This window comes from Micromonospora trifolii, from assembly GCF_050516465.1.
GTDB lineage: Bacteria > Actinomycetota > Actinomycetes > Mycobacteriales > Micromonosporaceae > Micromonospora > Micromonospora trifolii.
The window spans coordinates 1,388,774-1,409,779 of the sequence record NZ_CP191526.1 but is presented as its reverse complement, the minus strand read 5'-3'; the positions used below and the strand labels follow the sequence as shown (position 1 = coordinate 1,409,779).

Annotated in this window: 22 protein-coding genes; 3 read left to right on the top strand and 19 right to left on the bottom strand. The window is 72.4% G+C overall.

Annotated elements, in window-relative coordinates; genetic code table 11:
* The first annotated feature begins 9 nt into the window (after positions 1 to 9).
* Positions 10 to 882, top strand: coding sequence for a universal stress protein (locus ACQRWP_RS06470; RefSeq protein WP_430501236.1), 873 nt, complete (start codon positions 10 to 12; stop codon positions 880 to 882).
* On the opposite strand, the gene ACQRWP_RS06465 is transcribed toward ACQRWP_RS06470, so the two are convergent.
* From ACQRWP_RS06465 to ACQRWP_RS06445, 5 genes are all read right to left on the bottom strand, one after another.
* Positions 875 to 1,510: an FMN reductase gene (locus ACQRWP_RS06465; RefSeq protein ID WP_430501235.1), complete on the bottom strand. Its 636-nt coding sequence runs from the start codon at positions 1,508 to 1,510 to the stop codon at positions 875 to 877. The two genes, ACQRWP_RS06470 and ACQRWP_RS06465, sit on opposite strands and share 8 nt — an antisense overlap.
* The gene (locus tag ACQRWP_RS06460; protein WP_124771200.1) at positions 1,507 to 2,649 is read right to left on the bottom strand and encodes an LLM class flavin-dependent oxidoreductase; all 1,143 of its coding nucleotides are present in this window, start codon (positions 2,647 to 2,649) and stop codon (positions 1,507 to 1,509) included. The genes ACQRWP_RS06465 and ACQRWP_RS06460 overlap by 4 nt, the downstream gene beginning before the upstream one ends.
* A 162-nt stretch (positions 2,650 to 2,811) precedes the next feature.
* Positions 2,812 to 3,087 (bottom strand): ubiquitin-like small modifier protein 1, encoded by a 276-nt coding sequence (locus ACQRWP_RS06455; RefSeq protein WP_430501234.1) that lies wholly within the window; start codon positions 3,085 to 3,087, stop codon positions 2,812 to 2,814.
* Positions 3,088 to 3,089: 2 nt separating this feature from the next.
* A complete protein-coding gene (locus ACQRWP_RS06450; protein WP_430501233.1) occupies positions 3,090 to 4,175 on the bottom strand; it encodes a WD40/YVTN/BNR-like repeat-containing protein in 1,086 nt (361 codons plus the stop codon).
* A gap of 87 nt (positions 4,176 to 4,262) precedes the next feature.
* On the bottom strand, positions 4,263 to 4,904 hold the full coding sequence (locus ACQRWP_RS06445) for a DNA-3-methyladenine glycosylase (RefSeq protein ID WP_430501232.1): 642 nt from the start codon (positions 4,902 to 4,904) through the stop codon (positions 4,263 to 4,265).
* Between the two features lie 101 nt (positions 4,905 to 5,005).
* On the opposite strand from ACQRWP_RS06445, the gene ACQRWP_RS06440 reads away from it, so the two are divergent.
* A complete protein-coding gene (locus tag ACQRWP_RS06440; RefSeq protein ID WP_430501231.1) occupies positions 5,006 to 5,431 on the top strand; it encodes a DNA-binding protein in 426 nt (141 codons plus the stop codon).
* A gap of 77 nt (positions 5,432 to 5,508) precedes the next feature.
* On the top strand, positions 5,509 to 5,862 hold the full coding sequence (locus ACQRWP_RS06435; protein ID WP_124818781.1) for an MmcQ/YjbR family DNA-binding protein: 354 nt from the start codon (positions 5,509 to 5,511) through the stop codon (positions 5,860 to 5,862).
* 43 nt (positions 5,863 to 5,905) lie between these two features.
* Here ACQRWP_RS06435 and argH read toward each other — a convergent pair whose 3' ends face one another.
* The 14 genes from argH to infC form a co-directional block, all read right to left on the bottom strand.
* Positions 5,906 to 7,369 carry an argininosuccinate lyase gene (gene argH / locus ACQRWP_RS06430; RefSeq protein ID WP_430503142.1) on the bottom strand — a complete coding sequence of 488 codons (1,464 nt, stop codon included), beginning with the start codon at positions 7,367 to 7,369 and terminating at the stop codon, positions 5,906 to 5,908.
* A 14-nt stretch (positions 7,370 to 7,383) separates the two neighbouring features.
* Positions 7,384 to 8,589 carry an argininosuccinate synthase gene (locus tag ACQRWP_RS06425; protein WP_430501230.1) on the bottom strand — a complete coding sequence of 402 codons (1,206 nt, stop codon included), beginning with the start codon at positions 8,587 to 8,589 and terminating at the stop codon, positions 7,384 to 7,386.
* On the bottom strand, positions 8,586 to 9,101 hold the full coding sequence (locus tag ACQRWP_RS06420) for an arginine repressor (protein ID WP_430501229.1): 516 nt from the start codon (positions 9,099 to 9,101) through the stop codon (positions 8,586 to 8,588). The genes ACQRWP_RS06425 and ACQRWP_RS06420 overlap by 4 nt, the downstream gene beginning before the upstream one ends.
* The gene (gene argF, locus ACQRWP_RS06415; protein WP_430501228.1) at positions 9,098 to 10,081 is read right to left on the bottom strand and encodes an ornithine carbamoyltransferase; all 984 of its coding nucleotides are present in this window, start codon (positions 10,079 to 10,081) and stop codon (positions 9,098 to 9,100) included. Before argF ends, ACQRWP_RS06420 begins: the two co-directional genes overlap by 4 nt.
* The gene (locus tag ACQRWP_RS06410) at positions 10,078 to 11,307 is read right to left on the bottom strand and encodes an acetylornithine transaminase (protein ID WP_430501227.1); all 1,230 of its coding nucleotides are present in this window, start codon (positions 11,305 to 11,307) and stop codon (positions 10,078 to 10,080) included. The genes argF and ACQRWP_RS06410 overlap by 4 nt, the downstream gene beginning before the upstream one ends.
* Positions 11,304 to 12,209, bottom strand: a complete 906-nt coding sequence (gene argB / locus ACQRWP_RS06405; RefSeq protein WP_430501226.1) for an acetylglutamate kinase — start codon at positions 12,207 to 12,209, stop codon at positions 11,304 to 11,306. Before argB ends, ACQRWP_RS06410 begins: the two co-directional genes overlap by 4 nt.
* A gap of 55 nt (positions 12,210 to 12,264) precedes the next feature.
* A complete protein-coding gene (gene argJ / locus ACQRWP_RS06400; RefSeq protein ID WP_430501225.1) occupies positions 12,265 to 13,437 on the bottom strand; it encodes a bifunctional glutamate N-acetyltransferase/amino-acid acetyltransferase ArgJ in 1,173 nt (390 codons plus the stop codon).
* A gap of 55 nt (positions 13,438 to 13,492) precedes the next feature.
* Positions 13,493 to 14,494 (bottom strand): N-acetyl-gamma-glutamyl-phosphate reductase, encoded by a 1,002-nt coding sequence (argC, locus tag ACQRWP_RS06395; RefSeq protein WP_430501224.1) that lies wholly within the window; start codon positions 14,492 to 14,494, stop codon positions 13,493 to 13,495.
* A 185-nt stretch (positions 14,495 to 14,679) separates the two neighbouring features.
* Positions 14,680 to 17,226: a phenylalanine--tRNA ligase subunit beta gene (gene pheT, locus ACQRWP_RS06390; protein ID WP_430501223.1), complete on the bottom strand. Its 2,547-nt coding sequence runs from the start codon at positions 17,224 to 17,226 to the stop codon at positions 14,680 to 14,682.
* A gap of 40 nt (positions 17,227 to 17,266) precedes the next feature.
* Complete coding sequence (pheS, locus tag ACQRWP_RS06385) at positions 17,267 to 18,334, bottom strand: phenylalanine--tRNA ligase subunit alpha (RefSeq protein WP_030335722.1); 1,068 nt, start codon at positions 18,332 to 18,334, stop codon at positions 17,267 to 17,269.
* 219 nt (positions 18,335 to 18,553) lie between these two features.
* Positions 18,554 to 19,351 (bottom strand): TrmH family RNA methyltransferase, encoded by a 798-nt coding sequence (locus ACQRWP_RS06380; RefSeq protein WP_430501222.1) that lies wholly within the window; start codon positions 19,349 to 19,351, stop codon positions 18,554 to 18,556.
* 83 nt (positions 19,352 to 19,434) lie between these two features.
* Positions 19,435 to 19,827 carry a 50S ribosomal protein L20 gene (gene rplT, locus ACQRWP_RS06375; RefSeq protein WP_030488429.1) on the bottom strand — a complete coding sequence of 131 codons (393 nt, stop codon included), beginning with the start codon at positions 19,825 to 19,827 and terminating at the stop codon, positions 19,435 to 19,437.
* A gap of 32 nt (positions 19,828 to 19,859) precedes the next feature.
* Positions 19,860 to 20,054, bottom strand: coding sequence for a 50S ribosomal protein L35 (gene rpmI, locus ACQRWP_RS06370; RefSeq protein WP_007458415.1), 195 nt, complete (start codon positions 20,052 to 20,054; stop codon positions 19,860 to 19,862).
* A 20-nt stretch (positions 20,055 to 20,074) separates the two neighbouring features.
* Entirely contained in the window at positions 20,075 to 20,725 is a 651-nt protein-coding gene (gene infC, locus ACQRWP_RS06365; RefSeq protein WP_238686767.1) for a translation initiation factor IF-3, read from the bottom strand.
* Between the last annotated feature and the right edge of the window lie 281 nt (positions 20,726 to 21,006).

The following is a 21,006-nucleotide window of genomic DNA, read 5'->3' as shown; positions in this document are numbered from 1 at the left end:
GGAGCGCCGATGAACCGACCTGTCGTGGTGGGCGTGGACGGATCGCCGTCCAGCCTCGTCGCCGCCGATCACGCGGCGCGGGCCGCACTACTCCGGTCCCGACCGCTGCTCCTGGCGCACGGCTACCTGCATCCGTCCGGCTACGGCGTGCCCCTCAACCCGTACGACCTCGGGGTGCCGGCGCCCTCTGAGGAGGCGCAGCAGATGTTGGAGCGCACGGCGGCCGAGCTGACCGGCCGGTGGCCCGGCCTCGCCGTCGAGGTGCGCCAGGTCCTCGGCGGCCCGGGGGCCACCATGATCGAGGAGTCCCGCCGGGCCGAGCTGGTCGTGGTGGGCAGCCGTGGCCTGGGCGGGTTCGCCGGGCTGCTGCTCGGCTCGGTCGGCGCGCAGGTGGCGGCGCACGCGCACTGCCCGGTCCTGGTGGTCCGCCCGGACGAGCAGCCGATGCCGGTGGACGGCCCGGTGCTGGTCGGTGTGGACGGGTCTGAGTCGTCCCGACTCGCCGTGGGCCTCGGCGCCGACGAGGCGGCGCGGCGGGACGTGCCGCTGGTGCTGGTGCACGTCGGGCCTCCGGACGGTGCCCGGACGGTGCCCGAGGAGATCGAGGAATCGCAGGCCGCGTACCAGGCCGAGGCGGTGCGACTCCTGGCCGACGCCTCCGCCGTGGTGCGCGCCGAACACCCCGACCTGGTGGTGCGCGAGCATCCGGTCCGGGCGGCCGGCGCGGCCCAGGGGCTCATCGAGGCCAGCGGCACGGCGTCGCTGCTGGTCGTGGGCACCCGGGGCCGGGCCGGGTTCGCCGGTCTGCTGCTCGGGTCGGTCAGTCAGGCGGCGATCCAGCACGCGCACTGCCCGGTGCTGGTCGCCCACCCGGTCAGCTGACCGGCGTGCCGTCACCTCGGCCGAGCATCTGTAGGAAATCGGTGGTGAGGGCGAACGGGTCGGCCGGCCCGGTGGCCGGTGGCCGGCGCTCGACCTGGTCGGCCAACTCCCCGGCGGCGCGCCGGATCCGAGCGCGCAACGCGCCGTCGGCGGTGCCGTCGGACCAGTCCTCCGGGGCGGCGAAGACCGCGGTCGGGACGACCACCGACCGGAGGTAGGCGAACATCGGGCGGACGGCGTGCTCCAGTGCCAACGAGTGCCGGGCGGTACCGCCGGTCGCGCCGATCAGCACCGGCCGGTCGACCAGCGACTCGGAATCCAACATGTCGAAGAAGGACTTGAACAGCCCGTTGTACGAGGCGCTGAAGATCGGGGTGACGGCGATGAGCCCGTCCGCCCCGGTCACCGTGTCGACGACCTCGCGCAGCGCTGCCGGGGCGAACCCGGTGAGCATGTTGTTCACCACGTCGTGGGCGTACTCGCGCAGGTCGACGACGTGCAGCTCCACCTCGGAGCCGCGCCGGACCAACTCGTCGCGGGTGGCCGCGGCGAGCTGGTCGGCGAGCAGCCGGGTCGACGAGGGCTGGCTCAGCCCCGCCGAGACGACGGCCAGGGTGCGGCGGGTCATCGGGTCGCCCCCTCCGGCGCCTTGCCCGTCACGTCGTCGACGGCGTGCACTGTGCTGTCCTTGGCGCCGCCCGCGGCGGCGACCAGCGAGGCGTGCGTCGGCGCCGCCGGCACGTGCGCCGGACGCAGCGCGTCGAACTCCTTGCGCAGCACCGGCACGACCTCCTCGCCGAGCAGGTCGAGCTGCTCCAGCACGGTCTTCAGCGGCAACCCGGCGTGGTCCATCAGGAACAACTGCCGCTGGTAGTCACCGACGTACTCGCGGAAGCCGAGCGTGCGGTCGATGACCTGCTGCGGGCTGCCCACGGTCAGCGGAGTCTCCCGGGTGAACTCCTCCAGCGACGGCCCGTGCCCGTAGACCGGGGCGTTGTCGAAGTACGGCCGGAACTCCCGGACCGCGTCCTGCGAGTTGCGGCGCATGAACACCTGCCCACCGAGGCCGACGATCGCCTGGTCGGCGGAGCCGTGACCGTAGTGCGCGTACCTCTGGCGGTACAGCGCGATCATCCGCTGGGTGTGCTCCTTGGGCCAGAAGATGTGGTTGGCGAAGAAGCCGTCGCCGTAGTACGCGGCCTGCTCGGCGATCTCCGGGCTGCGGATCGAGCCGTGCCAGACGAACGGGGGCACGCCGTCGAGCGGGCGCGGCGTCGAGGTGAACGACTGCAACGGGGTGCGGTACTTGCCCTTCCAGTCGACCACGTCCTCGCGCCACAGCCGGTGCAGCAGGTCGTAGTTCTCGATGGCCAGGGGGATGCCGGCGCGGATGTCCTTGCCGAACCACGGGTAGACCGGGCCGGTGTTGCCGCGGCCCATCATGAGGTCCACCCGGCCGCCGGAGAGGTGCTGGAGCATCGCGTAGTCCTCGGCGATCTTCACCGGGTCGTTGGTGGTGATCAGCGTGGTGGCGGTGGACAGCAGCAGCCGCTCGGTGCGCGCCGCGATGTAGCCGAGCATGGTGGTCGGTGACGACGGCACGAACGGCGGGTTGTGGTGCTCGCCGGTGGCGAAGACGTCCAGACCGACCTCCTCGGCCTTCAACGCGATCGCGACCATCGCCTTGATCCGCTCATGCTCGGTCGGCTCCCGACCGGTGGTCGGATCGACCGTGACGTCACCGACGGTGAAGATTCCGAACTGCATGACCAGCTCCTCGCGTGTCAACCGGGTGCCGTCGTGGTACCCGGACGCAGCTCACAACTTATTTGACGACGCAACTATTCCGTCGGCGGGACGCCTCGCAGTGGCGCCGGTCACCCCCGAAACCGGACGTCGGGTCGGAGAATCCCCTCGGTGTCGGCCCGGTCAGCCGCCCGCCACCGAGGGCAGCACCTGCACCTCCGCGCCGTCCTTGACCGGGGTGGCCAGACCGCCGGAGTGCCGGCAGTCTTCCCCGTCGACGAAGACGTTGACGTAGCGGCGCAGCTCGCCACGCTCGTCGCGGATGCGCCGGGCCAGGCGGGGGTGCGCGACGGCCATCTCGTCCAGGACCGCCCGCAGCGTCCCGGCGACGGTGACGTTCAGCCGACTCGCTCCCCCGGCCTCGCCGCGCAGCGGGCCGGGCAGCAGCACGGTGACCACGCTCAGACCTCCGCGGCGCGAACGCAGAGCACGTCGGGCAGGTGTGCCGCGACCGACGACCAGGAGTCACCCTCGTCGCGGCTGGCGAAGACCGAGCCGGAGCGGGTGCCGAAGTAGACCCCACCGGGGCTGGCGTCGTCGGCGCACATCGCGTCCCGTAGAACCGCCGGATAGAACGGGCCCTCGGGCAGCCCGACCGACAGCGGCTCCCACTTGCCGCCGGCGTCGGCGGAACGGAACACCCGGCAGCGGTGGTCGGTCGGGAACCGCTCGCCGTCGGCCACCAACGGGAAGGTCCACACCATGCCGCCGCGCCCCGGGTGAGCCACCATCGGGAAGCCGAAGTCGCTGGGCAGCCCATCGGCGATCGACGACCAGGTGCGGCCGTCGTCATCGGAGCGGTAGACGCCGTGGTGGTTCTGCGCGTACAGCCGCTCGGGGTTGCCGGCGTCCCGGGCGACCTTGTGCACGCACTGGCCGAACTCCGGCCACTCGTCCGGCATGAAGTAGGCGCGGATGCCGGTGTTGCCCGGTGCCCAACTCGCCCCGGCGTCCTCCGAGCGGTAGACCCCACCGGTGGACATGGCAACCAGCAGCCGAGACGGGTCACGCGGGTGGGGCAGCACGGTGTGCACGGCCTGACCACCGAAGCCGGCCTCCCACTGGGGCCGGTGCGGGTGGTCCCAGAGGGAACGGACCAGCTCGAAGCTGCGGCCACCGTCGGTGGACTTGAACAGCGCCGAGGGCTCGGTGCCGGCCCAGACGACGTCCGGCTCGTCGGGGCCGGCCGGCATCAGCTGCCAGACCCGCCCGAGGGAGACGCCGGTGTCGGCCGGGAACGCGACCGGCGCCTGGTCGGGCTCGTCCCAGGAGGCGCCGAGGTCGTCGCTGGTGGCGACGCTGGGGCCGAAGTGTGAGCTGGTCATGCCGGCGAGCAGCCGCGGGGTGGAACGACGGGTGTCGACCGCGACCGCGTAGACACCGGTCATCGGGAAGTGCGGACCGGTGATCTCCCAACTGCGCCGGTCGTCGGTGCTGGTGGCGAGAAACAATCCCTTGGCTGTGCCGATCGCGAGCAGCGTTGCCATGACGTCCTCCGAACCGTCGGTGAGCAGGTCCGGTGATTATGGCCACACCCCCCGACAACCTCCGCCGCCCACACGCCGGGGGCGCGCTCAGCGCCGGATGCGGGGCACGTGCCGGCGGTACGCGCTGACCGTGGGGTCGCCGTCGAGCCAGAACCGCCACGGCAGATCGTGCGCGCCGGTCACGCCGACCCGGGGACCCGCCACCACCGTCTCCGGCGGCACCGGCCGGGCCGGGGGGCGCAGGCGGACCGGACCGTCGCCGAGCAGGTACGCCCCGTACGCCTCGCGGTCGATGCCGAGCGCGGAGCAGAGCCGGGCGGGCCCACGGGCCAGGTCCACGTCCCGCCGGATGGCCGGCCGGCGCTCCCGTGCCGTGGCCAGCCCGTCGACCACCTCACCGGCGCGCAGCAGCACGGCGGAGGCCTCCCCCTCGACCCCGGTGACCACGTTCATGCACCAGTGCATCCCGTAGGTGAAGTAGACGTAGGCGTACCCGGCGGGGCCGAACATCACGGCGTTGCGCGGGGTGCGGCCTCGATGGGCGTGCGAGGCGGGATCGCCGCCGCTTCCCGCGTACGCCTCGACCTCGGTGATCCGGGCGGTGACCCCGCCGGCGTGCAGCCGGCAGCCCAGCAGCCCGCGCGCCGCCGGCAGCAGTGGGCCGGCGAGCAGGTCCGCCAGCGCCGCCAGGTCGGCGTCGGTGGTGGGGTCACCGGACGACAGGGCCATGTCCCCGACCGTACCCATCCCACCGCCCCGGCACCCGTCCGGCACGACGGGGATTTGAACAAACTGTTGACAAGCATTCGTTGATGGGGTGTGCTCGGGGTATGACGACCGAGGACATCTTCACCGCGCCGGACCCGGGCCGAGCCCGCGCCCACCGGACGTACGAGGCGTTACAGCGGATCAGCGAGCGGCACGCCGGCACCGACACCCAGCGGGGTCGCTGGGCCCACCCGTACGTGCTGGACCCGTGGGAGGCGGTCGCCCTGGTCACCGCGCTCGCCGCCGGCGGGGCCGAACGCGAACCCGCTGAGGAGCCGATCGACGCCGCCGACCTGACCGCCGCGCTGACCCTGCTCCCACACGTCCGCGCCGAGCTGGACGCCCTGGAGGCCGGCCTGCTGACGCTGGCCCGCGACCGGGGGCTGACCTGGCAGGCGATCGCGTACGGGCTGGGTCTGGGCAGCGCACAGGCGGCCCGACAGCGCTACGAGCGGGTCGCCGCCCGCTCGTCCGAGCAGACCGCCTGATCCGGCGCCCGGATCGGCACGCCGCGCCTGCGACGGCGGTTGGACGGGCACACTGTGCGCACGACGAGGAGGCACCCATGGAGCGCGCGGAGATGCTGGCGTACTGCCTGGCCAAGCCGGGAGCGTGGCTGGACCAGCCGTGGGAGGGCGACGAGGTGGTGAAGGTGGGCGGCCGGATCTTCGCGTTCCTCGGCAGCGACAGCGGCAAGCCGACGGTCGGCATCAAGTGCGGGCCGACCCGGGAGGTGGCCGACGAGTGGCTGCACCGGCACCCCGACGACGCCAGCGTGATGGCCTACATCGGCCGGTCCGGGTGGAACACGCTGCGCCTGGACGGCGGCATCGACGACGAGGAGCTGACCGAGGCGGTCGACTCGTCGTACGACATGGTGGTGGCCAAGCTCCCCAAACGGGAGCGCCCGACGGCCTGAACCGCCGCGGCGCCGGCGGCCAGCGCCGACGCCACGGCACAGCTCAGCGCGGAACGACCCGCTCGGCGGCCCACTCCCGCCAGTTGGTAAGCCGGTCCGCCGCGGCGGCGAGCTGGTCGGCGACCGGGCCGGGGCCGGTGGAACCGGGGGTGGTCCGGGCCGCGAGAGCCGAACGGACCGAGAGCACGTCCCGCACCGACGGGTCCAGGTGCCCGCTGACCGCGGCCAGGTCCTCGTCGGAGACGTCGTTCAGCTCGCACTCCCGAGCTGCGCAGAGCGCCACCAGCTGGCCGGTGATCTCGTGCGCGTCGCGGAACGGCACGTTGCGTCGGACCAGCCAGTCGGCGACCTCCGTGGCGAGGGAGAAACCCACCGGGGCGGCGGCGACGAGGCGGTCCACCCGGACCGTCATCGTGGAGATCATTCCCGCCAGGGCCGGAAGCAGCAGCTCCAGGGTGTCGACCGCGTCGAAGGCCGGCTCCTTGTCCTCCTGCATGTCCCGGTCGTAGGTCATCGGCAGGCCCTTGAGCATGGTGAGCACTGTCATCAGGCCGCCGACCAGACGCCCGGACTTGCCCCGGGCCAGCTCGGCGATGTCCGCGTTCTTCTTCTGCGGCATGATCGACGAGCCGGTGGCGAACGAGTCGTCCAGCTCCACCCAACCGAACTCGTGCGAGGTCCAGAGCACCACCTCCTCGCCGAGCCGGGACAGGTGCACCCCGATCAGGGCGGTGGTGAAGAGGAACTCGGCCACGAAGTCCCGGTCGGCGACAGCGTCCATCGAGTTGGCGAACGACGTGCGGAAGCCCAACTCCTTGGCCACGGCCACCGGGTCCAGTGGAAGCCCGGAACCGGCCAGGGCACCCGCGCCGAGCGGGCTGATCGCCGCCCGGTGGTCCCAGTCGCGCAGCCGCTCCAGATCGCGCAGCAGCGGCTGCACGTGGGCGAGCAGCCAGTGCCCGAAGGTGACCGGCTGGGCGTGCTGAAGGTGGGTCATGCCCGGCGCGGCGGTGTCGATGTGCCGCTCGGCCTGCTCGACCAGCGCCTCCGCCAGCTCGACCAGGCGGCTGGCCACGCCCCGGGCGTGGTCGCGCAGGTAGAGCCGCAGGTCGGTGGCGACCTGGTCGTTGCGGGACCGGCCGGCGCGCAGCTTGCCACCGAGGCTGCCGAGACGCTCCAGCAGACCCCGCTCCAGCGCGGTGTGCACGTCCTCGTCGTCGATGGTGGGGCGGAACGTTCCGGAGGCGCAGGCGGCCTCAAGGTCGTCCAGCGCGGCCAGCATCCGGCCCAGCTCCTCCGGATCGAGCAGGCCGGCGCCGGCGAGGACCCGGGCGTGCGCCCGGGAACCGGCGATGTCGTACGGGGCCAGGCGCCAGTCGAACTGCACGCTCACCGACAGTCGGGCGAGCGCCTCGGCGGGGCCGCCCGCGAACCGGCCACCCCAGAGGCTCGTCCGGTTGGTGGCGGCGCTGTTCTCGGTCAGGCTCTTGTCGTCCACCCCGCCCATTGTGGTCCCCATGGTCAGTGGCCTCCCAGCCGGGCGTCCCGAGCGGCGGCCATCCGACTCGGCAGCCCCCACAGCTGCACGAAGCCCTTGGCCAGAGACTGGTCGAAGGTGTCGCCGGTGTCGTAGGTCGCCATTCCGAAGTCGTAGAGGCTCGCCTCGGAGCGCCGGCCGGTCACCGTGGCCCGGCCGCCGTGCAGGATCATCCGCACCTCGCCGCTCACGTGCCGCTGCGCGTCGTCGATGAACGCGTCCAGCGACGCCTTCAGCGGCGAGAACCACAGCCCGTCGTAGACGAGTTCGCCCCAGCGCTGGTCGACGCCCTTCTTGAACCGGGCCAGGTCCCGCTCGACGGTCACCGCCTCCAACTCCTGGTGGGCGGTGATCAGCGCGATCGCGCCGGGCGCCTCGTACACCTCGCGGCTCTTGATGCCGACCAGGCGGTCCTCGACCATGTCGAGCCGGCCCACGCCCTGAGCGCCGGCGCGCCGGTTGAGCTCCAGGATCGCCTGGTACGGGGTGACCGTCTCACCGTCGATCGCCACCGGCACGCCGCCGTCGAAGGTGATCACGACCTCGTCGGGGTCGCGCTCCTGGGTCGGGGCGGAGGTGTACGAGTAGAGATCCTCGACGGGCGCGTTCCAGATGTCCTCCAGGAAGCCGGTCTCCACCGCGCGACCCCACAGGTTCTGGTCGATCGAGTAGGGGGACTTGGCCGACACGTCGATCGGCAGCCCCTTCTCCTCGGCGAAGGCGATCGCCTTGTCCCGGGTCCAGGCGAAGTCCCGGGCCGGCGCGATGATCTTCAGGTCGGGGGCGAGCGCGTTCAGGCCCACCTCGAACCGGACCTGGTCGTTGCCCTTGCCGGTGCAGCCGTGCGACACGATCGTGCCGCCGTGCTTGCGCGCCGCCGCCACCAGATGCTTAGCGATCAGCGGCCGGGACAGCGCCGACACCAGGGGGTAGCGATCCATGTAGAGCGCGTTGGCCCGGATGGCCGGCAGGCAGTAGTCGGCGGCGAACTCGTCGCGCGCGTCCACCACCTCGGACTCGGCGGCGCCGCAGTCCAGGGCACGCTGCCGGATGGCGTCGAGGTCCTCACCGCCCTGCCCGACGTCGACGGCGACCGCGATCACCTCGGCGCCGGTCTGCTCGGACAGGTACGGAATGGCGACGGAGGTGTCCAACCCGCCGGAGTACGCGAGCACGACCCGCTCGGTCATGACGTGGTGTTCCCTTCAACTGTTTCGTCCCGGCGGGCCCAGCCGGCGAGCTTGTCTCCGAGTGCGGCCCCGCCGACGGCCTCACGCGCCACGACGAGGATGGTGTCGTCGCCGGCGATGGTGCCCACGATCTCGGGCAGGCCCGCTCGGTCCAACGCGCTGGCCAGGTACTGGGCTGCGCCCGGCGGTGTCCGCAGCACGGCGATGTTGCCGCTGGAGTCGACCCCGTTGAGCAGTTCGCGCAGCAGCCGTACCAGCCGGGCCGGCGCGGCCTCGGCGTCGCGCAACGGTCGCTGCCCGTCCTCGGGGATCAGGTAGACGGCCGGGCCGTCGCCGCCGCGCACCTTGACCGCGCCCAACTCCTCCAGGTCCCGCGAGAGGGTGGCCTGGGTGACGCCCACGCCGTCGGCGGCGAGCAGGTCGGCCAGCTCGGTCTGCGACCGGATCGCCCGGTCGCGAATCAGCTCCACGATCCGGGCGTGCCGGGCCGCGCGAGTCAGCGGGGCGGTCATCGGGACCCCCCGGCGACGGCATCGCCGATCGCGGCGCTCTCCGTCGCGGCGCCCTCCGTCGCGGTGCCCAGCAGGAACGTCAGCAGTGCCTTCTGCACGTGCAGCCGGTTCTCCGCCTGATCGAAGACCGCGCTCTGCGGACCGTCGAGCACCTCGTCGGTGATCTCCTCACCACGGTGTGCGGGGAGGCAGTGCAGCACGATCGCGTCCGGCGCTGCCTGGCCGAGCAGCTCCTTGTTGACCTGGTACGGCAGGAACGGGGTGATCCGGTCCAACCCGTCGGACTCCTGCCCCATCGACGTCCAGGTGTCGGTGGCCAGCACGTCGGCGTCGCGTACCGCCTGGGCCGGGTCGGTCAGCACCCGCACCGACCCGCCGGTCTCCGCGGCGATCTGGGCGGCCCGTTCCACAACGGCAGCGTCCGGCGCGAACCCGGCCGGGCCGGCGATCCGCACGTGCATCCCGGCCGTCGCCCCGGCCAGCAGGTACGACTGCGCCATGTTGTTCGCGCCGTCCCCCACGTACGCCAGGGTCCGGCCGGCCGTGCCACCGCACCGCTCCCGGATGGTGAGCAGGTCGGCCAGCAGCTGGCACGGGTGGAAACCGTCGGTGAGCGCGTTGACCACCGGCACGGTGGCGCCCGCCGCCACCTCGGCGATCCGCTCGTCACCGTGGGTTCGCAGCACGATCGCCGCGACGTAGCGGGACAGCACCCGCCCCGCGTCGGCGAGCGACTCACCGCGACCGAAGTGGGTGACCTGCGTGTCCACCACCAAGGGGTGCCCGCCCAGCTCGGCGATCCCGGCGTCGAACGAGATCCTGGTCCGCAGGCTCTGCTTGTCGAAGAGCACCGCCACCGAGCGGGGGCCGACCAGCGGCCGGTGGCCGAACCGGTCCGCCTTCATCCGCGCCGCCAGGTCGAGGACCGTGGACTGTTCGGCGGGCGAGAGGTCGTCGTCGCGCAGGAAGTGCCGGGTCATCGAGTCGTCCCCGTCGTGGTGGTCAGGGTGGCTGGTGCGATCTGCGCGCCGGCGGCCGCCGGGGCGGTCGCGTCCAGTGCGGCGGGCAGCGCCGCGAGGAAGGTGTCCGCCTGGGCGGCGGTGAGGATCAACGGCGGCGCCAGCCGGATCACACCCGGCTGCACCGGGTTGACCAGGAAGCCGGCTTCCCGCAGGGCCTCGGCCAGCACCGACGCCACCGGCGCGGTGAGCGCCACGCCGAGCAGCAGACCGGCGCCGCGTACCCCGGCGATCAGCGGGTGCTCCAGCGCCTCGATGCCGCGACGCAGCCGCTCACCGACCCGCTTGACGTTGTCGAGCAGGCCCTCGTTGGCGATGGTCGCCACCACGGCGAGCGCCGCCGCGCAACTGACCGGGTTGCCGCCGAACGTGGTGCCGTGCGAGCCCGGGGTGAGCAGGTCCGCGGCCGGGCCGAAGGCCAACGTCGCGCCGATGGGCAGCCCGCCACCCAGCCCCTTGGCCAGGGTGACCACGTCCGGCTCCACACCCTCGGCCTGGTGGGCGAACCAGTGCCCGGTACGCCCCACGCCGGTCTGCACCTCGTCGAGGACCAGCAGCGCGCCGTGCCGGGCGGTGATCCGCCGGGCCGCGGCGAGATAGCCGGCCGGCGGGACGAGCACGCCGTTCTCACCCTGGACGGGTTCCAGGATCACCATGGCGGTGGCGTCCGACACGGCCGCGTCGAGGGCGGCGACGTCGCCGTAGTCGACGTGGGTCACCTCGCCGGGCAGCGGCCGGAACGGGTCAGCCTTGGCCGGTTGGCCGGTCAGCGCGAGGGCGCCCATGGTCCGGCCGTGGAAGCCGCCCCTGGTGGCCACCACGTGGGTGCGGCCGGTGCGCCGGGAAAGCTTGAACGCCGCCTCATTCGCCTCCGCGCCCGAGTTGGCGAAGAACACCCGGCCCGGCCGGCCGGCGAGCGCCAACAGCAGCTCGGCGAGGGCGACCGGCGGCTCGGCCACATAGAGGTTGGAGACGTGCCCAAGGGTCGCGACCTGCTTCGAGACCGCCGCCACCACCGCCGGGTGGGCGTGACCGAGGGCGTTTACCGCGATGCCACCCACCAGGTCGAGGTACTCCCGGCCGGCGTCGTCGACCACGACGGCACCGGCGCCGGAGACCAACGCCATCGGCGGCGTGCCGTAGTTGTCCATCATGGACTGCTTCCACCGCTGCGCCAACGTGCTCATGTCGCGTCCGTCCCGTCTCCCGGCACCACCATCGTTCCGAACCCTTCCGAGGTGAACACCTCAAGCAACGTGGAGTGCGCCACCCGACCGTCGACGACGTGCGCGGCGGGCACTCCCCCACGCACCGCCCGCAGGCAGGCCTCCATCTTCGGCACCATCCCCGACTCCAGGCTGGGCAGCAGCTTGGCCAAGTCGTCCGCGGCGATCTCGGAGACCAGGCTCGAGGTGTCCGGCCAGTCCGCGTACAGGCCGGCCACGTCGGTGAGCACGACCAGCTTGCGGGCCCGCAACGCGATGGCCAACGCGGCGGCGGCGGTGTCCGCGTTGAGGTTGTGCAGCACCCCGTCCACGTCCGGCGCCACCGTGGAGATCACCGGAATCCGACCAGCCTCGATCAGGTCGGTCACCGCTGACACGTCGACCGACTCGACGTCCCCGACCTGGCCCACGTCGACCGGCAGCCCGTCCACGTACGCCGGACGCCGCACCGCCGTGAACAGCCGGGCGTCCTCGCCGGAGAGGCCGACGGCGTACGGACCGTGCGAGTTGATCAGACCCACCAGCTCCCGGCCGACCTGACCGACCAGCACCATCCGGACCACGTCCATCGCCTCGGCGGTGGTCACCCGCAGACCACCCCGGAACTCGCTGGCGATGCCGAGGCGACCCAGCATGGCGGAGATCTGCGGACCACCGCCGTGCACCACCACAGGCTTCAGGCCGGCGTAGCGCAGGAAGACCATGTCGGCCGCGAACGCCCGCTGCAGCTCCGGATCGGTCATCGCGTTGCCGCCGTACTTGACCACCACCGTCGAGCCGGAGAAGCGTGCCAACCAGGGCAGCGCCTCGATCAGAGTCTCCGCCTTGACCTGGGCGCGAGCCAAATCGCTGCTGAGACTCACCGCGCCGGCCTTCCGTTCGCGACTGCGGGACTCCGCTGCGCTGCGTTCCTCGCGCTCACGTGGAGTACGCCGAGTTCTCGTGCACGTACGCGTGGGACAGATCGTTGGTCCAGATCGTGGCGGCCGACGTCCCCGCGTGCAGGTCGATCCGGATGGTCACGTCCCGCCCGGTCAGGTCGACCTTCGAGCGGTCCTCGGCGGCGGCGCCGCCCCGGCACACCCACACCCCGTTGACCGCCACGTCCACCTCGTCCGGGTCGAACGCGGCGGCGGTCGTGCCGACGGCGGCGAGGATCCGACCCCAGTTGGGGTCGTTGCCGAACAGTGCCGTCTTGACCAGGTTGTTGCGGGCCACCGTACGGCCCACCTCGACCGCCTCGTCCTCGTCCGCCGCGCCGACCACGTCGATGGCGATCTGCTTGGTGGCGCCCTCTGCGTCGGCCACCAACTGCTGGGCCAGGTCGTGACAGGCCGCGGTGACGGCCGCTGCCAACTCGGCCGGCGTCGGCTCGATGCCGCTCGCCCCGCTGGCCAGCAGCAGCACCGTGTCGTTGGTGGACATGCAGCCGTCCGAGTCGACCCGGTCGAAACTGACCCGGGTGGCCGCCCGCAACGCCTCGTCCAGCGTCGCCGGCCCGGCCACCGCGTCGGTGGTCAGCACGCAGAGCATGGTGGCCATCCCCGGCGCGAGCATCCCGGCGCCCTTGGCCATGCCGCCGACCGTCCAGCCGCTCCCCCGGGCCACAGTGGTCTTCGGCCGGGTGTCCGTGGTCATGATCGCCTCGGCGGCGGCCGGGCCACCATCGCGGGACAGCCCACGGATCGCCGAGCGGACGCCCGGCAGCAGCTTCGGCATCGGCAGCCGCTCACCGATCAGGCCGGTCGAGCAGACCGCGACCTCACCGGCACCGAGGATCAACCGGGGGCTGACCGAGGTCAGCGCGACGGCGGTGTGCTCGGCGGTGGCGTGCGTGTCCTGGAAGCCGGCCGGCCCGGTGCAGGCGTTGGCGCCACCGGAGTTGAGCACCACGGCGCGGACCACACCGCCCTGCACGACCTGCTGGGTCCAGAGCACCGGCGCGGCCTTGACCCGGTTGGTGGTGAAGACACCGGCCACTCCGGCGTCCGGGCCGTCGTTGACCACCAGGGCGACGTCCGCGCCGCCGCTGGTCTTGAGGCCGGCGGCCACACCGGCCGCCCGGAACCCCCGAGGGGTGGTGACACTCACGGCGCCTGCCTCTCGTTCGCGACTGCGGGGCTCCGCTGCGCTGCACTCCTCGCGCTCACGGCGTGACTCCCCAGATCGACAGGCCCGTCGTCTCCGGCAGGCCGAGCATCAGGTTGGCGTTCTGTACGGCCTGACCGGCCGCGCCCTTGCCCAGGTTGTCCAACGCGCTGAGCACGATCAGACGACCCGAGTCGACGTCGACGGTGGCCTGTAGGTGACACGAGTTGGAGCCCACTGTGGCGGCGGTGTGCGGCCAGCGGCCCTCCGGCAGCACGTGCACGAACGGCGCGTCCGCGTACGCCCGCGCCAGCACCTCCTGCGGGTCGACGCCGCGCGCCGGCACCGCGGTGACCGTGGCCAGGATGCCGCGCGGCATCGGTGCCAGGACCGGGGTGAACGACAGGCCGGTCGCGCCGGTGGCCTGCTTGATCTCCGGGACGTGCTGGTGGGTGCCCACCCGGTACGGCGACAGGTCGCCCATCACCTCGCTGGCCAACAGGTGCGGCTTGGCCGCCCGGCCGGCGCCGGAGGTGCCGGAGGCGGCGACCACCACCACGTCGGCGGGGTTCGCCGCGCCGTCGGCGATCAGCGGCGCGAGCGCCAGGGTGATAGCTGCGGCGTAGCAGCCGGTGTTCGCCACCCGGGTGGAGCCGGCGATCAGCTCCCGCTGACCGGGCAGCTCGGGCAGACCGTAGGTCCACTGCCCGGCGTGCGTGCCGCCGTAGTACTGCGCCCAGGCGTACGGGTCGGCCAGCCGGTGGTCGGCACCCAGGTCGACGATCCGCACCTCGGCCGGGAGCTGGGCCGCCAGGGCAGCCGACTGGCCGTGCGGCAGGGCCAGGAAGACCAGGTCCGCGTCGGCCAGGACGGTCGAATCGGTCTCGCCGAGCACCAGGTCGAGCCCGGTGAGCTGCGGGTGCACCACATCGACGCGGTGCCCGGCCTGGCTGTGCGCGGTGGCGGCGACCAGGTCGAACTCCGGGTGCCCGGCGATCAGGCGCAGCAGCTCACCCCCGGCGTACCCGCTCGCTCCGGCGACCGCGACTCGGATCCCCATACTCACCTCCGCATGACTATGCAGCGAAGATTAACAAGGACGACTCACGAGTGCAAGTTCATGCAGTCCCCTGCATGATGATGTGAATCCCACCCCACCCCCGCGATCTTGCACTTGCTGTGCTCGGATAGCCGACAGGAAGTGCATATCGGCAACACAAAGTGCAAGATCGCGGGGCGGGGCGGTTACGCGCCGCGGAGGGTGGCGCCGAGGCGCTCCGCCGCGACGGCGACCGCCGCGTCCCGTGCCGCGACCGCCTCCTCGACGGTGAGCGTCCGGTCCGGTGCCCGGAAGGTGAGCTTGTACGCCAGCGACCGGCGGCCGGCGCCGAGCTGAGCGCCGGAGTAGAGGTCGAACAGTCGCACGTCCTCCAGCAGCTCACCGGCGCCCGCCTCCAGCGCCCGGCGCACCTGCTCCGCCGGCACCGACTCGTCCACCACCAGCGCCACGTCGATCAGCGCCGGCGGGAAGCCGGAGACCGTCGGCGCGGGCGTTACCGGGGTCGGCGGCAGCGCGTCGAGGTTCAGCTCCATCGCGCAGGTGCGGCGGGGCAACTCCAACGCCGCGACCACCACCGGGTGCAGCTCGCCGGCGTGTCCGACGACCGAGCCGTCGACCCGCAGCTCGGCGCAGCGGCCAGGGTGCCACGGGGCGTACTCGGCGGCGCGCACCTCGACCCGCTCGTCGGGGATCCCGGCGGCGGCCAGCACGTCACGGGCCGCCTCGATCGCGTCCGCCCAGCCAGCCGCTCGACCCGCACCCCACCAGCCGGCCGGGTCCAGGTCGCCGGAGAGCACCACCGCGACGTGCACCGGCTGCGCCGGCACCACCGCGTCGGCGGCCGCGAACTCCGCGTCGGTGGGACGTCGGTCCACGCCCATCGCCGGCGGGCTGCCGGCGCCGACGCGCGGGTGGAAGACCGCACCGATCTCGTAGAGGGCGAGGTCGCGGTGACCCCGGCCGAGGTTGCGCTTGAGGATGCCGAGCAGCGGGCCGAGCAGCGTGGTGCGCAGCAGCGGCTCCTCCTCGGACAGGGGGTTGGCCAGCCGCACCGCGGGCCGGCGCGGGTCGTCGGCCGGCAGACCGAGCTGGTCGGCCAGCTCCGGCGACACGAACGGGTGCGCGAGCACCTCCACGTACCCCCGCTCGGCCAGCGACCCGGCGACTGCCCGGCGGCGACGCTGTCGCGGGGTCAGACCGCGCCCCGGAGGCGCGGTCGGCAGCACCGACGGCACCCGGTCGTACCCGTCGAGGCGGACGACCTCCTCGACCAGGTCGGCCGGGTCGGTCAGGTCGGGCCGCCAGGTCGGCGGGGTGACGCTCAGTACGGTCCCGACGCCGCTGGCCACGCCGACCGCGCCCGGGTCCTCGGACAGCCGGTCCGCGCCCTGCGCGACAGTGCAGCCGACCCGCTCCAGCAGGGCGACCACCCGCGCCGGCGGGTACTCGACGCCGACCCGCCGGGTCGGCAGGTCCGCCGGAAGACTGATCGGGGTACGCGGCCGGACGTGGTCGATGTCCAGGATCTCCGCGCTCGGGGTGCCCCCGCCGTGCTCGGTGAGCAGCCGCACGGCACGCTCCAGCGCGACCAGCGCCACGGCCGGGTCGACGCCCCGCTCCCAGCGCTTCGCGGCCTCGCTGAACAGCTTGTGTCGGCGGGCGGTGCGCCCGACCATCGCCGGGTCCCAGTGCGCCGCCTCGAAGAGCACTGTGGTGGTGCCGGCGACGACCTCGCTGGTCTCGCCGCCCATCACCGCGGCGAGGGAGATCGGGCCTGTGTCGTCGCAGATCACCATGTCGTCGGCGGTGAGCACCCGGTTCACCCCGTCGAGGGTGGTCAGCTTCTCCCCCGCGTCGGCGCGCCGGACCACCAGCGCCCCGGCGATCCGGTCGGCGTCGAAGGCGTGCATCGGCTGGCCCAGCTCCAACATCACGTAGTTGGTGATGTCGACGGGCAGCGAGATGCTGCGGATGCCGGCGGTGACGAGCCGCTGCTGCATCCAGGACGGCGTGGGCGCGGTCGGGTCGACCCCGCGGACCAGGCGGGCCGTGAACCGGTCGCAGCCGACCGTGTCGCGGACCTCCACCGGGTACGCCGGCGTCTCGGTGCCGCCCGGGGCCGGAGCCAGGGCCGGGTCGCGCAGCGGCACGTCGAACGCGTGCGACAGCTCCCGGGCCAGGCCGCGCAGGCTCAGCGCGTACCCCCGGTCGGGGGTGATCTCCAGATCGAGCACGACGTCGTCGAGGCCGACCACCGGGCGCGCGTCGTCGCCCGGCTTGGCCGTCACGTCCGGCCCCAGCACGATGATGCCGGAGTGGTCGTCGCCGAGGCCCAACTCCTTGGCCGAGCAGATCATGCCCGCCGAGTTGTGCCCGTACGTCTTGCGGGCGCCGATGGCGAAGCCGCCGGGCAGCACGCCGCCGGGCAGGATCACCACCACCCGGTCACCCGGGACGAAGTTACGGGCCCCGCAGACGATCTCCTGCGGCTCGCCGGTGCCGTTGGCGGCACCCACGTCGACCCGGCAGAACCGGATCGGCTTCTTGAAACCGGTGAGCTCCTCGATCTCGCGGACCTCACCGACAACCAGTTGGCCGGTGACGGTCTCGGCCAGGTCCACCACGGACTCGACCTCGATGCCGAGGTCGACCAGGGCCTGCTCAAGGTCACCGGTGGGCAGGTCGGCGGGGAGGTCGACGTACTCCCGCAGCCAACTGACAGAAACTCGCATGACTTCAGACCACCGTTCCCGTGTCTCGTACCCGCATCGCCTACGCCCCGGTCCCGAGCGCGCGGCTGAACCGCACGTCGCCCTCGAAGAGATGGCGGATGTCGCTGACCCCGTGCCGGACCATCAGGGTCCGGTCGATGCCCATGCCGAAGGCGAATCCGGAGTAGACCTCCGGGTCGACGCCGCAGGCGCGCAGCACCCGGGGGTTGACCATGCCGCAGCCACCCCACTCGACCCACTGTGGGCCGTCACGGTGCTCCGGGAACCACACGTCGAACTCGGCCGACGGCTCGGTGAACGGGAAGTAGTGCGGCCGCCACCGGGTCTTCGCCTCCGGGCCGAACATCGCCCGGGCGAAGTGGTCCAGCGTGCCCCGCAGGTGCGCCATCGTGATGCCCTTGTCGACCACCAGACCCTCGGCCTGGTGGAACACCGGGCTGTGGGTGGCGTCGATCTCGTCGGTGCGGTAGACGCGGCCCGGCACGATCACGTAGATCGGCGGCTTGCGGCTGAGCATCGTGCGGGTCTGCACCGTCGAGGTGTGCGTTCGTAGAACAAGGCCGGAACCCTCCGGTGCGATGTGGAAGGTGTCCATCAACCCCCGTGCCGGGTGGTCGGCGGGAATGTTCAACGCGTCGAAGTTGACCCACTCCAGGTCGACCTCGGGCCCCTCGGCCACCTCGTAGCCCATCCCGACGAAGAGGTCGCTGATCGACTCCATCAAGGTGCTCAACGGGTGTCGGGCGCCACGCGGACGCCGGTCGTAGGGCAGGGTGACGTCCACCCGCTCCTCGACCAGCACCCGCTCGGCCTGCTCGCGCTCCACCACCTCGGCGCGCTCGGCGTACGCGGACTCGATGGCCCGGCGGGCCTCGTTGACCCGCTTGCCGGCGTCGGACTTCGCGGCCGGCGGCAGCGCGCCGATCTCCCGGCGCGCGAGGGAGACCGGTGACCGGTCACCCAGGTGCACCGAGCGCAGCGCGGTCAGCGCGTCCGGGTCGGCGGCGGCCTCGAACGCCTTCGTGGCGTCCGCGACGGCCTCGGCCAGGGCGGCGGGGTCGAGCAGGGCGACCTGCTTCGGGTCGTACGGATCGTTGCGGTAGCTCATGGCGTACGGGCACTCCCTCACGGCGGCGCCAGCCCTCACCGGGGCGGCTAGGCGAGTCTACGGACGCGCGGCTGTGCCGCAGCCCGCCGGTAGGAGTTGCGCAGGGAGCAGGTCAGGCCCGCCGCCCGCCGACACCGGCGGGCTGGCTAAACGAACGCCGTGTCGCGTTCATGGACGGACGCTCTCCCCTGCTGTCAGTCGCGCCGGAGCAAATCACCTTCAGCGCTGCGCTCTGGCTGAAGCGTACAGGCAGACCGCGGCGGCGGCAGCCAGGTTAAGGCTCTCCGCGCGCCCGTACAGCGGCACCCGCACCGTGGCGTCGGCGGCGGCGGTCAACTCCTTGGGCAGCCCGTGCGCCTCCGAGCCGAACAGCCAGGCGGTGGGCCCCACGAGCCGACCGTAGTCGGTCAGGTCGTCCAGGTCGTTGTCGCCGTACCCGGTGGTCGCGAAGATCGACAGCCCGGCGGCGCGCAGCGCGTCGACCACCGCGACCGGGTCGGGGGCGCGCACCACGTCGACGTGAAAAAGGCTGCCGGCCGAGGCCCGCACACACTTACCGTTGTACGGGTCGACGGCGTCTCCGGCGAAGATCACCGCACCCGCACCGGCCGCGTCGGCGGTGCGCAGCACGGTGCCGGCGTTGCCCGGATCGCGGATCTCGGCGAGCACCGCCACCAGCCGGGGCGCACCCGCGAGGGCCTGCTCCAGCGACACGTCCAGGTGCCGGCAGACGGCCACCAGCCCCTGCGGGGCGACGGTCTCGGCCAGCGCCGCGATGGCGTCGTCGGTCACCTCGGAGACCGGCACGTCGGCACGGGCCGCCGTGGCGGCCAACTCCGGATACCGGTCGAGCGCGGTGGTCGTACCGAACAGTTCGGTGACCACCCCCGGCCGCGCGAGGGCCTCGCGGACCGCCTGCGGGCCCTCGGCCAGGAAACGGCCGGTGGCGTCGCGGTCCCGGCGGCGTTGCAGGCGGCGGGCGGCGACAACCCTGGGGGTACGCGGGGTGAAAGCCATGATGTGCGCTCCTCCGGCACGATTGAGGCGCCCCCCGGACGGCGGTGCCGACACGGGAGACGCCTCGTTCTGGTGCGTGGGGATCAGGCGGCCTGAGCCGCCGCGCCGCCGGTGCCCTCGGCCGTGACCGCGGCCCGGGCCAGCTCGACGATCGCCGCGAAAGAGGCGGCGTCGTTGACAGCCATGTCGGCCAGGATCTTGCGGTCGACCTCGATGCCGGCCAGACGCAGGCCCTGGATCAGACGGTTGTAGGTCATCCCGTTGGCCCGGGCGCCCGCGTTGATCCGCTGAATCCACAGCTGCCGGAAGTCGCCCTTGCGGTCGCGACGGTCCCGGTAGGCGTACTGCATCGAGTGCAGCACCTGCTCCTTGGCCTTGCGGTACAGGCGGGAGCGCTGACCGCGGTAACCACTCGCGGACTCCAGCAGGGTACGACGCTTCTTCTGGGCGTTTACAGCCCGCTTGACGCGTGCCATCTCAACTCCTAATTACGTAAAGGTGGCGCGCGTCAGCGGCCGAGCAGCTTCTTGATGCGCTTGACGTCGGCCTTGGCCAGCACGACCGTGCCGGTCAGCCGGCGGGTCTGGGTGGAGGGCTTCTTCTCCAGGTTGTGGCGCAGGCCGGCCTGCTGGGCAACGATCTTGCCCTTGCCGGTCACCTTGACCCGCTTACCCATACCCGTGTGGCTCTTCATCTTCGGCATGTGGAACGTCTTCTCCCCTGTTACTCGCTGCTGGTGTCGGCGGCGAGGCCGGTGTCACCGGCTGCTGCGGTCTCGCTGACCGCTGCGGTCTCATCGGCTTCCGGAGCGGCGGACTCGTCCCCTGCCCGGTCCCGAGGTCCGCCGCGAGACGCCGTAGCGGCGACCGCGGAGGCCTTGACGGCCCGATGCGGGGCGAGAACCATAATCATGTTTCGGCCGTCCTGCTTCGGAGCGGCCTCGACGTATCCCAGTTCCGTGATCTCGGACTCGAGCCGGCGCAGGAGCCGGTAACCCAGCTCCGGGCGGCTCTGCTCGCGACCGCGGAACATGATCGTCACCTTGACCTTGTCGCCCGCCTTGAGGAACCGCACCACGTGACCCTTTTTGGTCTCGTAGTCGTGCGGGTCGATCTTCGGCCGAAGCTTCATTTCCTTGATGACGGTCTGCTGCTGATTACGCCGCGCTTCGCGCGCCTTGAGTGCGCTCTCATACTTGAACTTGCCGAAGTCCATGAGCTTGCACACCGGCGGGCGCGCCATCGGCGCAACCTCGACCAGGTCCAGATCGACGTCCGCGGCCAGCTGAAGAGCGCGCTCCAGCGGGACGATGCCCACCTGCTCACCCTCTGGGCCGACCAGTCGGACCTCACGTGCCCGGATCTGCTCGTTCACGCGTGGTTCGACGCTGATGGGGCCTCCTCGAGTCGTTTCTGCTCGTCGCCGACCCCTGCGGCTCCCGGGAGGGAACCGACCTGAAAAGCAGAAGGCCCCGGCGCATGCCAGGGCCCGCTCGACCGGTCAGCAGCACGATCACAAGGATCGCGCATCCGGCGCCGGGACATGCCCGGAACCGGTGACCGGACCCGGCCACCGTAGCGGCGACTCGGGTGGGAGCAGGCGCTCCGCTTTCAAGGCTGCCTGCTCGCACGCGGAGACAGCCTGGTCGACTCGAT

Bases quoted from the DNA above. Each gene is read 5' to 3' on its own strand.
- ACQRWP_RS06470 (WP_430501236.1), top strand. From the start codon at position 10: ATGAACCGACCTGTCGTGGTGGGCGTGGACGGATCGCCGTCCAGCCTC.
- argH (WP_430503142.1), bottom strand. From the start codon at position 7,369: ATGGGCGGGGTGGACGACAAGAGCCTGACCGAGAACAGCGCCGCCACC.
- ACQRWP_RS06445 (WP_430501232.1), bottom strand. From the start codon at position 4,904: ATGGCCCTGTCGTCCGGTGACCCCACCACCGACGCCGACCTGGCGGCG.
- ACQRWP_RS06410 (WP_430501227.1), bottom strand. From the start codon at position 11,307: ATGAGCACGTTGGCGCAGCGGTGGAAGCAGTCCATGATGGACAACTAC.
- ACQRWP_RS06460 (WP_124771200.1), bottom strand. From the start codon at position 2,649: ATGCAGTTCGGAATCTTCACCGTCGGTGACGTCACGGTCGATCCGACC.
- ACQRWP_RS06440 (WP_430501231.1), top strand. From the start codon at position 5,006: ATGACGACCGAGGACATCTTCACCGCGCCGGACCCGGGCCGAGCCCGC.
- pheS (WP_030335722.1), bottom strand. From the start codon at position 18,334: ATGAGCTACCGCAACGATCCGTACGACCCGAAGCAGGTCGCCCTGCTC.
- ACQRWP_RS06465 (WP_430501235.1), bottom strand. From the start codon at position 1,510: ATGACCCGCCGCACCCTGGCCGTCGTCTCGGCGGGGCTGAGCCAGCCC.
- ACQRWP_RS06435 (WP_124818781.1), top strand. From the start codon at position 5,509: ATGGAGCGCGCGGAGATGCTGGCGTACTGCCTGGCCAAGCCGGGAGCG.
- rplT (WP_030488429.1), bottom strand. From the start codon at position 19,827: ATGGCACGCGTCAAGCGGGCTGTAAACGCCCAGAAGAAGCGTCGTACC.
- argC (WP_430501224.1), bottom strand. From the start codon at position 14,494: ATGGGGATCCGAGTCGCGGTCGCCGGAGCGAGCGGGTACGCCGGGGGT.
- ACQRWP_RS06420 (WP_430501229.1), bottom strand. From the start codon at position 9,101: ATGACCGCCCCGCTGACTCGCGCGGCCCGGCACGCCCGGATCGTGGAG.
- rpmI (WP_007458415.1), bottom strand. From the start codon at position 20,054: ATGCCGAAGATGAAGAGCCACACGGGTATGGGTAAGCGGGTCAAGGTG.
- pheT (WP_430501223.1), bottom strand. From the start codon at position 17,226: ATGCGAGTTTCTGTCAGTTGGCTGCGGGAGTACGTCGACCTCCCCGCC.
- ACQRWP_RS06380 (WP_430501222.1), bottom strand. From the start codon at position 19,351: ATGGCTTTCACCCCGCGTACCCCCAGGGTTGTCGCCGCCCGCCGCCTG.
- argF (WP_430501228.1), bottom strand. From the start codon at position 10,081: ATGACCCGGCACTTCCTGCGCGACGACGACCTCTCGCCCGCCGAACAG.
- ACQRWP_RS06425 (WP_430501230.1), bottom strand. From the start codon at position 8,589: ATGACCGAGCGGGTCGTGCTCGCGTACTCCGGCGGGTTGGACACCTCC.
- ACQRWP_RS06450 (WP_430501233.1), bottom strand. From the start codon at position 4,175: ATGGCAACGCTGCTCGCGATCGGCACAGCCAAGGGATTGTTTCTCGCC.